This is a genomic window from Bacillus sp. FSL H7-0578 (genome assembly GCF_038630855.1).
Taxonomy (GTDB): Bacteria; Bacillota; Bacilli; order Bacillales; family Bacillaceae; genus Bacillus; species Bacillus safensis.
Genome location: NZ_CP152045.1, coordinates 2,456,500 through 2,470,593 on the forward strand (window position 1 = coordinate 2,456,500; position 14,094 = coordinate 2,470,593).

Here is a 14,094-nt window from a genome sequence, read left to right on the forward strand (position 1 = left end):
AAAGCATCATAAAGACTTCGTCCAATCAAAAACCACGCACTCCGCTAAGAAGCTTGCATTATGTATACAACATTTGACTTGATTATACATATCGTCTTTCAACCGTTGGAATCTGACAACTGCACTATATATGCACAAATACAACCATTATATTATAACATAACAAGTCCGTCTTTCAACTAAATCGACAAATTACAAATAAGAAATTTCTTCAATATCTTTCAGCATTGTGCAAGCTTCTCTCAGCTCTCGTTCGTTAAATTCATACAATAGATGCAATTCTTCGAGTTCAATCTCAATCCCATGCATTTCATAGCCGACTTTATGAAGTGCCGCTGCCCAAAGACTAGGATCTGTGTATTTAGGAAGAAATGGATACAGCACAAATAAGTGCCGGCGCCATAACTCTTCCACGGCTTGGTAAAGGGTCGGATTCTCATTGCCAAGCGTGTCATCAAGCATACGAAGGACTTGCTGAAGAAGCGGCATCTGCTCTGGCTTTACAGCCTCAGAAGGAATAAGGGTTAAAGAATCACCGAATTTTGTCACATGAACCGGTTTTGCCACATCATGCTCTGCCAGAAGCTGCAGGATCATTGATTTGACCAAAGGGTTCCCATCAGGATTTTGTAAGATGGTATTTAATAGACCCATATGCGGTGTAATATTCCGGTCTTTCAATGAATGAATGAACTGGACCTGTTCTTCCGGACGCTTCAGCATATCATCTATGTTGACCTCACTTCCGGCGTCCTCATCTTCATCTAAAATCTCTTCAGGTGATTCGATCATTTTTCTGCTAAATTCGAGCAGCTTGTAAAAATGCTCCGCGCTTTCTGCCGGAAGGTGGTTTTCCTCGAGCACAGCCTCAATCGTCTGTTTGACTTCTTCATATTCTTTCAGCTGAATGAGGATCGTCATATACACTTGGAGCACAGTGAAATAGTGGCCATATCCTTCATGCAGCATTTTTTCACAAACACGCTTTGCATCCTGTAGCTCACCAAGCTCCAGAAAACAAATGGCCATTCCAAGGTGAATATCGGATTCTTCATCGTCATCGTACGATTTAGCTTCTGAAAACAAGTGAAGCGCCTCTTGATACTGTTTATCTTTTAATGCTGCCATTCCTTTTTCAATCAGTCTTTCTTTCAGACCAGGAAACAAAATGACATTATCTTTCTTCTTGTCATGCTTCATGCTTACGTTCCTTTCGGGCGCATATTTTTTATCAGTTTACCAACGAAGATTAGTAAACACAAGTAACGAGAGGTTTTCATGCAAAAAAGAAGCCGTCACACCTCGGGCGGACAGCTTCTCGTTGCTTAAGCGCGCAGCCAGCTGCTGCGCTTTTCTTCAAATGCTTGAATGTCATCTTCTAGAAGTAATGTTAATGAAATCTCATCATAACCATTTAGGAGCATTTCTCTCCAGTGAGGGTCGACTTGAAAAGGGGTGATATTCCCTTCATGATCTTCTATCTGCTGTTTTTCAAGATCAACCGTCATCTCATACCCTTTGTTCTCATATGACGCAGCGAAGGTTTTCCACACATCATAATCAAGGCGAATCGGAAGCATCCCATTTTTAAAGCAGTTTTGATGAAATATATCTGCGAATGATGGTGCGATGACAATTTTAAAGCCATAATCATCAAGCGCCCAAGGAGCATGTTCCCTAGATGATCCGCAGCCAAAGTTCTCCCCTGCGATCAAAATGGATGCTCCTTCATAGATCGGCTGATTTAGTTCAAAATCTGGATTTGGGCTGCCATCGGCTAAATAACGCCAGTCGAAAAAGGCAAAGCGGCCATATCCTGTTCGTTCGATTCTTTTTAAAAATTGCTTCGGAATAATTTGATCTGTATCTACATTGATACGGTTAAGCACAGCGGCTTTTCCTTTATGAGTGACTAAAGGCTCCATCTATGACAACTCCTTACACGACTGTTTTCTCTTGATTAAACTTCCTGACATCGACAAAGCGGCCATGTATCGCAGCCATTGCAGCCATTGCCGGGCTGACAAGATGCGTTCTCGCACCCTTCCCTTGACGCCCTTCAAAGTTACGGTTTGATGTGGACGCGCAGCGTTCGCCCTCCGGTACCACATCGTTATTCATACTAAGGCACATACTGCAGCCTGATTCTCTCCATTCAAATCCTGCTTCAAGGAAGATTTCATGAAGACCTTCTTTTTCTGCTTGCAATTTGACACTTTGAGAGCCAGGCACCACAATCGCTCTGACATGATCTGCTACTTTTTGTCCTTCAATCATAGAAGCAGCTTGACGTAAATCAGTCATTCTTGAGTTCGTACATGAGCCGATAAAGACATGCTCAATCGTAATATCTTCTATACGCTGATGCGGGTGGACACCCATGTATTCGTAAGCACGAATTGCTTCTTTTTGATCATCTTCTTGTGCAAAGTCCTCAGGTCCTGGGATTGATGCATCCACAGGCAGTACCATTCCTGGGTTAATTCCCCACGTAACCATTGGTGAAATCTCATTTCCATCTAACACAATGGTTTTATCGTAGGTTGCACCTGGATCTGTTCTAAGTTCTTCCCATTCTTTAATAGCTGCTTCGAAGTCTTCACCCTGCGGTGCATATTTGCGGCCGCGGCAATATTCGAAGGTGACTTCATCAGGTGCAATCAATCCTGCTCTTGCGCCTGCTTCAATTGACATATTACAAACGGTCATCCGCTCATCCATCGTCATGTTTCTGAATACTTCCCCAGTGTATTCAATGACATAACCTGAGCCGAACTTCACGCCGTGCGCACCAATGACGGCTAAAATGACATCTTTGGCGGTTACCCCTTTTTGAAGCTTTCCGTCTACTCTAATTTCTAGCGTTTTCGGACGCTGCTGCCAAAGTGTTTGTGTAGAAAGTACATGTTCAACCTCACTAGTACCGATCCCAAAGGCAAGTGCACCAAACGCGCCGTGAGTTGATGTATGACTATCTCCACAAACGATTGTTTTCCCCGGAAGTGTCAATCCAAGCTCAGGTCCAACGACATGGACGATTCCTTGGTCAACACTGTGAAGGTCAGCAAGACGAACGCCAAATTCCGCACAGTTGCGCTCTAAGGCACTTACTTGCTTTTTAGCAATCTCATCTTTGATCACAAATCGATTCACAGTTGGGATGTTGTGATCCATCGTCGCAAACGTGTTTTGAGGTCTTCTCACCTTGCGCCCTTTTTGTCTTAATCCTTCAAATGCTTGAGGTGATGTCACTTCATGCACCAAGTGCAGATCAATATATAAAAGGTCTGGTTTTCCCTCGCCGCTTTTGACTACATGCTGATCCCATATTTTTTCGATGATTGTTCGAGGCATAACCCTTTTCCTCCCTCTACCTAATTCCACAAGATTCTATTTACACAATGGTTTGCACGCGCTGCTTGAGTGCGTCTACAACCGCATTAGTGATTTCTTCAGTCGTTTGATAAGTTCCCTCTTTTGCTGCTAAATCTTTTGTTCGTTTGCCAGAGACAAGAACAGCTTCGACAGCTTCTTCTATTGCAGCCGCTTCTTCTTCTAATGCAAAGGATGTTCTAAGCAAGCTTGCTGCTGATAAAATGGTTGCCAGAGGGTTTGCAACGTTTTGCCCCGCAATATCGGGTGCTGAACCATGAATTGGCTCATATAAATGAAGGCCAGTGCTTGATAAACTAGCAGATGGCAGCATGCCGAGTGATCCAGTAATCATAGAAGCTTCGTCACTTAAAATATCACCGAACATATTCTCCGTCACAATGACATCAAATTGAGCGGGCTTGTAAATCAGCTGCATGGCAGCATTGTCGACGAGCATATGCTCAAATTCAACTTCTGGATATTGAGCAGCAACTTCTTCTACTGCATCCCGCCATAGTTTACTAGAAGCAAGGACATTCGCTTTATCCACAGACGTCACTTTTTTCCGTCTTGTTAAGGCCATGTCGAACGCTTCTTTTAATACGCGGACAATTTCTTCCTTTGTATAAAGGAGCGTATCAACGGCAGCTTCTTTTCCTTCATCATCCGTATAGCGTTCGCTTGGTTCACCAAAATAGAGACCGCCTGTTAATTCACGAACGATGACGAAATCGACTCCGTTAATGTGATCTTGTTTTAACGGAGATGCCTCGCTTAAGCTATCGAACACCTTTACAGGGCGGATATTGGCAAATAAGTCCAGCTGTTTACGAATGGCGAGCAGGCCTTTTTCTGGACGAAGCTCTGGCGGGTTTTGATCCCACTTTGGTCCACCGACTGCTCCTAATAAAATCGCATCAGCGTTTTTGCATACATCTACTGTTTCCTTTGGAAGCGGGTTGTTTTTTTCATCTATTGCGATACCGCCAATAAGCGCAGTTTCAAATTCGAATTCGTGTCTAAATTGAGCCGCTGTCTCTTGAAGGACTGCGACTGCAGATGTCACGACTTCCGGTCCGATTCCATCGCCGGGCAAAAGTGCAATTTTCTTTTTCATGAGAACCTTCCTCCTTTCCTATGAGATCGCGTGATGTTTCTCAATTTCAATCAGATTTGATTTGAAGATTAAATGTCTGTTCACTGCATTGACGTAAGCTTTTGCAGATGCTTCAAGTACATCTTGCGCTACACCGCGTCCTGCTGTTTCTTTTCCTTCTATTGAAACAGTGACATATACTTCTGCTAGTGCATCTCTGCCTTTTCCATTTGATTGAATGCGGTAGTCCAGCAAATGAATTCTTTCTTCCATACAGCGCTCAAGCGTGTTGTACACAGCCTCTACACTGCCTGCACCTGTGGCTGCTTCTTGAATGACTTCCTGTGTTTCTTGATTTTTCAGAGAAACTGTTGCTGTTGGCATTTGTTCTGTTCCATAGTGTACTTGCAGACTTTCAAATTCGTAGCCAATTTTTCGGTCTGCTACTTTTTCTTCTAATATAATAGAGATCAAGTCATCATCTGTAATTTCTTTCTTCTTCTCTGTCAAGTTCTTGAAAGTCTCAAAGAATTTATTGATTTCGTCTTCCGTTAGTTTAAAGCCTAGTGTTTTCATACGGTCTTTAAACGCGTGTCTTCCGGAGTGTTTTCCAAGGACAAGCACATCTGTTGTCACGCCGACAAGCTCTGGAGAAATAATTTCATAGGTTGTTTTTTCTTTGAGGAAGCCATCTTGGTGAATACCTGATTCATGTGCAAATGCGTTGTTTCCAACGACTGCTTTATTACGCGGCACAATCATTCCTGAGTATTTGCTCACTACATCACTTGTACGCTTAATTTCATTCAATTGAATCGTTGATTCGACCTGGTAAAAGTCTTTTCGAATATGAAGAGCTACTGCAATTTCTTCTAACGCGGCATTTCCAGCGCGCTCGCCAATTCCGTTGACAGCCGTTTCAATTTGATCTGCTCCATTTTCAATGGCAGCAAGTGAGTTTGCTACAGCCATTCCTAAATCATCGTGACAGTGAGCGGACAAGTTGACGCGGTCGATATTTGGAACGTGTTCCTTCATATATTTAAAGATGTTTCCGTACTCTTTTGGCGCTAGGTATCCAACTGTATCTGGCAAGTTAATGACACTCGCCCCAGCGTCAATGACCTTTTCTACAATTTCTGCCAAGAAAGCAAGATCTGTACGGCACGCATCTTCTGCTGACCATTGGACAACTGGAAAACGTTCTTTCGCATATTTCACCATTGCGACAGCCTGTTCTACGACTTCTTCACGTGTTTTCTTGAGTTTATGCTTCAGGTGAATATCAGAAGTGGCAATAAAGACATGAAGCCTTGGCTCCACTCCATCTTTTAATGCTTCCCACGCAGCATCAATGTCACCTTTCACACATCGTGCAAGACCAGCAACAGAACAGTTTTTAATCGTTCTTGCAATTTCTTGTACGCCTAAGAAATCCCCTCGGGATGAAGCGGGAAATCCCGCTTCAATGATATTAACCCCAAGGCGCTCAAGCTGCTTTGCAATGATTAGCTTTTCTTGTGCATTTAAGTTCACTCCTGGTGATTGCTCTCCATCCCGAAGTGTTGTGTCAAAAAAATTAATTTTCCGCACCGACGCTCACCGCTTCCTTTTTCTTTCCTTGTTTAACGAAAGGCATCATTTCACGAAGCTTTCTACCAACGATTTCAATTTGGTGCTCATTTTCATTTGCATTGATTGCATTGAAACGTGGACGATTCACTTGGTTTTCAACAATCCATTCTTTTGCAAATGTTCCGTTTTGGATATCAGTCAAAACAGCTTTCATTGATTCTTTTACCTTTGCATCTACAACGCGTGGTCCTGATACGAAATCACCCCATTGTGCTGTATCAGAGATTGAATATCTCATGCCTTCTAAGCCTTCTTCATACATAAGGTCAACGATCAATTTCAGTTCATGCAGACACTCGAAGTATGCAAGCTCTGGCTGATAACCTGCTTCTGTTAACGTTTCGAATCCTGCCTTTACTAGTGAAGTAAGGCCTCCACAAAGAACTGCCTGCTCACCGAATAGATCCGTTTCTGTTTCTTCTTTAAATGTTGTTTCAAGAACGCCCGCTCTTGCTCCGCCGATCGCTTTTGCATAAGCAAGTGCTTTGTCTTTCGCTTGGCCAGATACATCTTGATAGATAGCAAATAGGGCAGGTACACCAGCGCCTTGCTCATATGTTCTTCTCACAAGATGTCCTGGTCCTTTTGGAGCTACAAGATACACGTCTACGTCACTTGGAGGAACAATTTGATGGAAGTGAACGTTGAATCCGTGTGCGAATACAAGTGAGTTGCCAGCTTCTAATTGATCTTTGATTTCTTCATCATATACTTTCTTTTGCTGCTCATCTGGAAGTAGTACCATCACGACGTCTGCTTGTGCCGCTGCTTCTTTTACTGTGAATACTTGATGACCGTCTTCTTGTGCTTTTGTATAAGATCCGCCTTTTCTTACGCCGACGATCACATCTACGCCGCTTTCTTTTAAGTTCAATGCATGTGCATGACCTTGTGAACCGTAACCAATGATTGCTACCTTTTGACCATTTAATACGTTTTCTTGAATATCACCGTTATAATATACTTTTACCATTTGACTCTCTCCTTTTGTTTAGACAATTGAAATTGTTTTATTTGTTTGCGGCTTTTGCTGATTATCTCTCGCAAAGGCCGTAGTGCCAGTTCTGGCGACTTCTTTAATGCCGTATGGCTTAAGTAATTCAATGAGTGCTTCAATTTTTGAAGACTCACCTGTCACCTGAATGACGACACTCTCTCTGCTCACATCTACAATAGAAGCTCTAAACGGTTCAATGACCCCTGTGATCTCCATTCTAGATGCTGGTGCAGATACGACTTTTATCAAAGCCAGCTCTCGCTGAACGATTGATTGATTTGTAATGTCTGTAACTTTCAGCACATCGATTTGTTTGTTCAGCTGTTTTGTCAGCTGCTCGATGTCTTTCTCCTGGTCTACATGGACGACGAACGTGATGCGTGATACATCTTGAATCTCAGAATGGCCGACCGTAATGCTTTCAATGTTGTAGTGTCTTTTAGTAAAGAGGCCTGTGATTCTGTTCAATACGCCTGATCGATTTAATACAGTCAACACAATAATTCTTTTCAAGGTTTCACCCCCACCATCTCATGAAGTCCTTTCCCCGGTGCTACCATCGGGAATACTTTTTCATCACGCGCTACATTGACATCGATGAAAACAGGCTCTCTAGAGGTTAAGGCTTCTTCAAGCTTTTCTTTCGCCTCTTCGTCTGATGAGATTCTGATTCCTTTAATGCCATAAGCTTCAGATAATTTGACGAAGTCTGGCTGCTCTGAAAATTTAGAATGCGAGTAGCGTTCTTCGTAGAAAATTTCTTGCCATTGTCTTACCATTCCAAGGCTGTGATTATTGAGTACAATCACTTTGACTGGAAGGTTCAGCTCACGGATAACGGCAAGTTCTTGCAGGGTCATTTGGAAACCTCCGTCTCCTAAAATCGCCACAACAGTTGCCTCTTGATCAGCCAGCTGAGCGCCGATGGCTGCTGGTAATCCGAAGCCCATTGTGCCAAGACCTCCAGATGTGACCCACTTATCTGCATTTTCAAATGGATAGAACTGCGCTGCCCACATTTGATGCTGTCCGACATCAGTTGCGACAATGGCTTCACCTTTTGTGAATTGATGAATGTATTCAATCAGCTTTTGAGGCTTAAAGCCTTCTGCTTCGTTTTCAACGTACCAGAGTGGATATTCTTCCTTCCACTGATCTAATTGATTTTTCCATTCGTCTGATTCCCCTTGCTTCCCGTCTTGCTTGATCAGTTCTTCAAGAACGAGCTTACTGTCTCCAACAACCGGGATATGGGTATGAATGTTCTTGCCGATTTCCGCTGGGTCGATGTCAATATGAGCGACCTTCGCATGTTTCGCAAAATGATTGAGGTTACCTGTTACCCTGTCATCAAATCTTGCTCCGATTGAAATGAGCAGATCACATTGATGAAGAGCCATGTTCGCTGCATATGTGCCATGCATACCAGCCATCCCTAGGAAAAGAGGGTGCTTTGCCGGGAATCCGCCAAGTCCAAGCAGTGTATGAGCGACTGGGATTTGCTGCTGCTCTACATACTGTCTTAATTCTTCAGATGCTTTGCCATGAAGTACGCCGGCTCCTGCTAGAATGACTGGTTTTTTCGCTCTGCTGACAGCTTCTACTAATTTGCGAATTTGCAAATAGTTCGGCTCTACTTTTGGCTGATAACCAGGTAAATCAATTGGCTGATCATATTCAAAGGTTCCTTCAATGCCTGCGACATCTTTTGGAATATCAATCAAGACTGGACCAGGTCTGCCTGTTGTTGCGATATGGAATGCCTCTTTAATGACACCCGGTAATTCCTCTGGATTCCTTACCTGGTAGCTGTGCTTTGTAATTGGCATTGTGATGCCGAGTACATCTGCTTCTTGGAATGCATCCGATCCAATGACTGACGTTGCCACCTGCCCTGTGAATACAACAAGGGGAAGTGAATCAATCATCGCATCTGCAATTCCTGTCACAAGGTTTGTCGCTCCCGGCCCTGATGTGGCAATGACAACACCCGGTTTACCAGATACTCTTGCGTATCCTTCTGCTGCGTGAATCGCTCCCTGCTCATGTCTTGGCAGGACATGAAATAAACCAGAATCGTAAATTTTATCGTAGATTGGCAAAACTGCTCCGCCCGGATAGCCAAAAATGACTTCTACTTTTTCTCTTTTGAGTGCTTCAATTAACATGAGTGCACCGTTCATCGTTTGTGGTGCTTTTGATTTTTCCGTCTCCATTTGTACATTTGTCCCCATTTGATTTCCTCCTCTTTGTCTTGCTTCAGTCAAGTCCTTTCACCCTTTTCCATTCAAGATAGAGATATGAGACCATATAAAAAAGCCTTCTCACCCCACAATGACACTACTTTTCACTAGGTCAAAGGGGCGAAAAAGCTTTGTTTTTCGCGGTACCACCCTTGTTCACGGCAACCCTGCTGCCGTCTCATGGACATCTTTCGTCCATTTTGGTAACGAGTGAGCAATGTCACTCGGCCTGCCCTACTATCATTTCAAGCAGACACTCAGAGGTGAGTTCACTTTAGAAAGTAACACCGGTTTCCAGCTAGCACCGGCTCTCTGTAGATACTGACTCTAAAGCTACTAGTCCTCTTCAACGTTTATCGATATCTATTTAACTTGCATGAATGTTTTCATCTGCAAAAACGACTTTTTCTCCCTCTTCAACTACTCGCTTACGGAATTGTTCAAGAAGTTTGTTTGTGTGGAACCCAGGTTTTCCTTCACCGATTGTACGGCCGTCAACTTTTACAACGGCGATGACTTCGGCTGCGGTTCCTGTTAGAAATACTTCTTCAGCTGTATACACATCATGTCTTGTGAATGGTTCTTCTTTCACTTCGTAGCCTAAGTCTTCTGCAATCTCCATGATGGCATTTCTTGTGATGCCTTCAAGTGCGCCGATATAACCTGGCGGTGTATAAAGCTTGCCTTTTTTATAAATAAACACGTTGTCTGCAGAACCTTCCGCCACGTACCCTTGATCGTTGAGCATCAGCGCTTCACTCACACCGGCCATATGGGCTTCGATTCGGACAAGAATGTTATTCAAATAATTTAATGATTTCACTTTTGGGCTAAGGACATCTGGACGATTTCGTCTTGTTGGAACCGTTACAATATCAATACCCGTTTCATATAGGTGCTTTGGAAAAATGGCCAGCGGCTCTACAATGATCACTGTGTTGGCTCTCCCGCAGTTGTTAGGATCTAAACCAAGATCACCCGCTCCTCTTGAGACGACAAGGCGAATATAGGCATCCTTTAGGCCGTTCCTTTCAACTGTATGAATCATTTTCTCCGTGAGTTCCTCAAGTGAATATGGAATGTTCAGCATAATGGATCTGGCGGAATCATACAGGCGGTCTAAATGTTCTTTCATTCGAAAGATATTTCCGTTATACACGCGAATCCCTTCGAAAACACCGTCGCCATATAAGAAGCCATGATCGTAAACTGAAATTTTCGCATCCTCTTTTTTCACGAGTTCATCGTTTAAAAAGATCCACTGTTCCTTTTGGTCTTCCATTTTCAGTGAGCACCCTCTCTTTCAAACAAAAAGTAGTTGAATTTTCAGACACTTTATATTGAAGTGTCTCTCGCTTGCACTGCGTGTTTGTTTAGCTTTTGTTGAACCCATCTTACGCCGCTTTCCATACAGTGTCAACAGCATTTTTAAAATTATTAGACAATTTAGACTAATCAAAATTAAATGTATACGCTTACACCTTTGCTAGACAAGGAATGAAAAAACTTAAAATTTTTTGTATTTTTTCTTCAATTTATTTACTTTACATGAACGGTTTTCTTTTGAGAAAACTTTTGTGATATTTTTTCACAACATTTTTGATGAATATTGTGAGATTTCATTGACTTTGTTTTTCTTTTAGCATGCCTTTCTAAAGCGTTTTCCTATGAATTTATGATAGAATGAGAGCATCTAATAGAAGGAGGGCAATACATGGCTAACATCAGAGGTTATATCGGTACGTATACAAAGGGAGACAGTAAAGGTGTTTATACGTTTACATTAAATACGGACAAGCAGCAGATTGAGCAAGTAGAAGTCGCTGCTGAGCTTGAAAATCCTACATATTTAACCGTGTCAGAGGATCAAAAGTTTGTTTATGCTGTTGTGAAAAAAGGATCACAGGGCGGCCTTGCTGCGTATCAAATTGATTCAACAACAGGCAGACTTCACTTCATCAACCAAGAGCTTGCCGATGGAGCTTCTCCTTGCCACGTCAGCGTGGACAGTCAAACGAAAACGGCGTATACAGCGAACTATCATAAAGGGACAGCAGAGATGTATGAAATCGATGCTGAAAACGGCTCAGTGATCCGCACGCTCTCACAGGCGCAGCATGAAGGAACTGGCCCTAACGAAGATCGTCAGGAAAAACCGCACACTCACTTTATGGGTCTCACGCCAGATGAACAATTTGCAGTGGCTGTTGACCTTGGAACAGATGGAATTTATACGTATAAGAAAGAAGACGGCAAACTTGAGCTTGCTCATACATTTGAAACAAAGCCAGGCAGCGGACCTCGTCATATCACATTCCACCCAACGAAACCTGTGGCATATGTCATGACAGAGCTAAGCTCAGAGGTCATTGTGCTTCGTTACTTTGAAGATGGTCATTTTGAAGAGATCCAAACAATCGCGACCATTCCAAGCGATTTTACGGAGAACAATCAAGGAAGTGCCATTCATGTCTCTTCAGACGGACAATTTGTTTATGCAGGAAATCGCGGTCATGACAGCATTGCGATTTTTAAAACAGACGCTGACGGCCAATTAAGCCTTGTCGAGATTGCTTCTTCTGAAGGAAACTGGCCTAGAGATTTTGTGCTTGATCCAACAGAAGAATTCCTCGTCGGTTCAAACCAAGAATCTAGCAATCTTGTGTTATACAAACGCGACAAAGAAACAGGACGACTCACTGTCTTACAATCAGACATTACCGTCCCTCATCCAGTTTGCGTGAAATTTTTAGGGTAAAGAAAAAAGCCTCCAATAACGGAGGCTTTTTTTATGCAGACGGCATACCGCCATCCTCAAGCTTTTGATCAATCAAAGACGTATCGGTTTTTTCGCCGAACCATTTTGACAGCCTGTCTTTTGCTTTCCCTTTCACATCATCATCAATGTACATTGCTACTTGAAGCAAAGCAAATGTAATGGCTCCTAAATCATCTGTATAGCCGACACCAATCAATGTATCCGGAATGAGATCAAGTGGAAGGATAAAATAGCCGAGTGCTCCAATAATCAAGGTCTTTGCTTTGACCGGCACTTCGGGTTTTTGCAATGTATAGTAAAGTAATAGCACAGCATAGACTAGAGAGACACCAGCTTTTTGTGCAGTCTTTTTTAACTTTTCCCAAAAGGCATGATCATTAAAATGCTTCTTCGAACGCTTTAATAGTTCTTTTTTCTCAGAACGATTCATCATATCGCCTCCATCTACAGCATAGCCCTTTTCCCTTAGTTATACAAGATATCCGCCGATTCGACAAACAAAAAGCAGCAAAAAGCAGCAAAAAGCAGCAGAAAGCTGCTGCATTCTACTGCTCTTTGTAAAACTTTTCAATTGCCTTATCGATGTACACCCATCCTTTATAAGACACATGAATCGTATCTTTAAAGAAATATGGATCGTACTCATGCTTAGTCAAATCTGCGACTTCATACCCATTATCTCGAATTTGACGATTGATTTTTTCATAATAACCTGTACGGCCTTCTTTCGGAAAACCGGTGTAGTCATACCACTTTCCGTTGACAGGAATCGTTACAAACAAAGGCTTTGCCCCTGCCTGTTTTAAAATATCAAGCATGATTTGAAAATCTTTGTATTCTGGTGATTCCGCATAAGAATGACCTTCACGGGAATCCTTCATCTTTTTCATGATCGGTTTCAGCTTGTGGTCAAACAGTTTTTGATTAATATAAAACGGGTTGTCCCCTGCTCTTTTCGCACCAAAAATGCTCGCTTCTTTTTCAAGCTCAGCCCATGTTTTTCCTTTGACTGAAGGAGACGGTTGAAGCTTGTGCTCATGCCCCGATCCAATCGTATAGTACATGTCTTTCTTTTGAAGCATGCCATAGTACATTTTCGCAATAGGAGAAATCGCGCCATAAGCGAACTTGTTCCCAGATAGCTCTGCTTTAAAAAGCTCTGTAATCACCATGTCGTTTTTGACTGCTTTAAACTTCATGATTCTTTTAATCAGCTCTTTTTTCACAGTTGGATCAATTTCTTTATTATAGGCGAGATTCAGCGCTTGAAGCGCTGAATAGTTCGGTGCAAAGTGATTCTCGTCAGATCCCCATTTCACAAACCACTGCGGGGACACGATAAATACAAGCTTCTTCCCTTTTAATTCATCCATATGCGCTGCGAAGTTCATCGCATGAATTAATGATTGCGATCCACCTTTTCCAATAAGATAAGGTGTAAACCCTTGAGGATTCTCATGAAAGAAATTCGAAGGGTGATATGGATCAAAACGTGATAGTTCAGAAGATCCATAGATCGGCAAATAAGTTGGATCTTTTAGCATTTCATCTTGTAAATAGAGCCCTTGGAACATCCCTGGATCTAATTCTGTGGCTGACTTTTGTAATTTGTCTTTTGGGATCAGGTGTGAGAGCCATGCATTTGGTACAAGAAGAACACCAATGAATAGAACAGCCGCTAAAATAAGCGGCCCAAAAAAACGCTTTTTCATTACTTCATCTCTGCCAGCTGCTCAGCAATATGATTCGGCGTATCCCACACATCACGATCGAATTCTGTAATCGGAACAGTGATTCCGAGTTGACTTTCAATTGCCATAAGCAGTTCTACTGTACCAAATGAATCAAGAAGACCTTCTTCAAAAATCGCAATCTCTGGATTTTCTTTCACAACGTCATCCTGACAAACCTCTGCAATAATACCGTATACTTGATTTTTAAATTCCATAATTTTCTACTCCCTTAATCA

Annotated in this window: 13 protein-coding genes and 1 other annotated feature; of the genes, 1 reads left to right on the forward strand and 12 read right to left on the reverse strand. The window is 42.5% G+C overall.

Translation table 11 applies throughout. The features are described from left to right. Window positions 1–192: 192 nt before the first annotated feature. From ddcA to ilvE, 9 genes are all read right to left on the reverse strand, one after another. Window positions 193–1,200: a DNA damage checkpoint antagonist DdcA gene (gene ddcA / locus MHB41_RS12635; protein ID WP_024423182.1), complete on the reverse strand. Its 1,008-nt coding sequence runs from the start codon at window positions 1,198–1,200 to the stop codon at window positions 193–195. A gap of 125 nt (window positions 1,201–1,325) precedes the next feature. Then, the gene (gene leuD, locus MHB41_RS12640; RefSeq protein ID WP_024423183.1) at window positions 1,326–1,925 is read right to left on the reverse strand and encodes a 3-isopropylmalate dehydratase small subunit; all 600 of its coding nucleotides are present in this window, start codon (window positions 1,923–1,925) and stop codon (window positions 1,326–1,328) included. Between the two features lie 13 nt (window positions 1,926–1,938). Then, entirely contained in the window at window positions 1,939–3,354 is a 1,416-nt protein-coding gene (gene leuC, locus MHB41_RS12645) for a 3-isopropylmalate dehydratase large subunit (protein WP_024423184.1), read from the reverse strand. Between the two features lie 40 nt (window positions 3,355–3,394). Then, window positions 3,395–4,492: a 3-isopropylmalate dehydrogenase gene (gene leuB / locus MHB41_RS12650; RefSeq protein WP_125586705.1), complete on the reverse strand. Its 1,098-nt coding sequence runs from the start codon at window positions 4,490–4,492 to the stop codon at window positions 3,395–3,397. 18 nt (window positions 4,493–4,510) lie between these two features. Then, the gene (locus MHB41_RS12655) at window positions 4,511–6,064 is read right to left on the reverse strand and encodes a 2-isopropylmalate synthase (RefSeq protein WP_024423186.1); all 1,554 of its coding nucleotides are present in this window, start codon (window positions 6,062–6,064) and stop codon (window positions 4,511–4,513) included. Further along, complete coding sequence (ilvC, locus tag MHB41_RS12660; protein ID WP_024423187.1) at window positions 6,051–7,079, reverse strand: ketol-acid reductoisomerase; 1,029 nt, start codon at window positions 7,077–7,079, stop codon at window positions 6,051–6,053. The genes MHB41_RS12655 and ilvC overlap by 14 nt, the downstream gene beginning before the upstream one ends. Window positions 7,080–7,097: 18 nt before the next feature. Further along, window positions 7,098–7,616, reverse strand: coding sequence for an acetolactate synthase small subunit (ilvN, locus tag MHB41_RS12665; RefSeq protein ID WP_007501584.1), 519 nt, complete (start codon window positions 7,614–7,616; stop codon window positions 7,098–7,100). Further along, entirely contained in the window at window positions 7,613–9,337 is a 1,725-nt protein-coding gene (gene ilvB, locus MHB41_RS12670; RefSeq protein ID WP_025092480.1) for an acetolactate synthase large subunit, read from the reverse strand. Before ilvB ends, ilvN begins: the two co-directional genes overlap by 4 nt. A 122-nt stretch (window positions 9,338–9,459) precedes the next feature. Beyond that, window positions 9,460–9,705 (reverse strand) — a binding site (T-box leader). A gap of 8 nt (window positions 9,706–9,713) precedes the next feature. Beyond that, window positions 9,714–10,628: a branched-chain-amino-acid transaminase gene (gene ilvE / locus MHB41_RS12675; RefSeq protein WP_024427825.1), complete on the reverse strand. Its 915-nt coding sequence runs from the start codon at window positions 10,626–10,628 to the stop codon at window positions 9,714–9,716. A 432-nt stretch (window positions 10,629–11,060) separates the two neighbouring features. On the opposite strand from ilvE, the gene MHB41_RS12680 reads away from it, so the two are divergent. After that, window positions 11,061–12,104 carry a lactonase family protein gene (locus MHB41_RS12680; protein WP_034621158.1) on the forward strand — a complete coding sequence of 348 codons (1,044 nt, stop codon included), beginning with the start codon at window positions 11,061–11,063 and terminating at the stop codon, window positions 12,102–12,104. A gap of 31 nt (window positions 12,105–12,135) precedes the next feature. On the opposite strand, the gene MHB41_RS12685 is transcribed toward MHB41_RS12680, so the two are convergent. The 3 genes from MHB41_RS12685 to dltC form a co-directional block, all read right to left on the reverse strand. Continuing rightward, window positions 12,136–12,555: a YkvA family protein gene (locus MHB41_RS12685; RefSeq protein ID WP_034279788.1), complete on the reverse strand. Its 420-nt coding sequence runs from the start codon at window positions 12,553–12,555 to the stop codon at window positions 12,136–12,138. Window positions 12,556–12,670: 115 nt separating this feature from the next. Next, on the reverse strand, window positions 12,671–13,837 hold the full coding sequence (gene dltD / locus MHB41_RS12690; RefSeq protein ID WP_340900059.1) for a D-alanyl-lipoteichoic acid biosynthesis protein DltD: 1,167 nt from the start codon (window positions 13,835–13,837) through the stop codon (window positions 12,671–12,673). Beyond that, entirely contained in the window at window positions 13,837–14,073 is a 237-nt protein-coding gene (gene dltC / locus MHB41_RS12695; protein ID WP_024423191.1) for a D-alanine--poly(phosphoribitol) ligase subunit 2, read from the reverse strand. Before dltC ends, dltD begins: the two co-directional genes overlap by 1 nt. Window positions 14,074–14,094 lie beyond the last annotated feature (21 nt).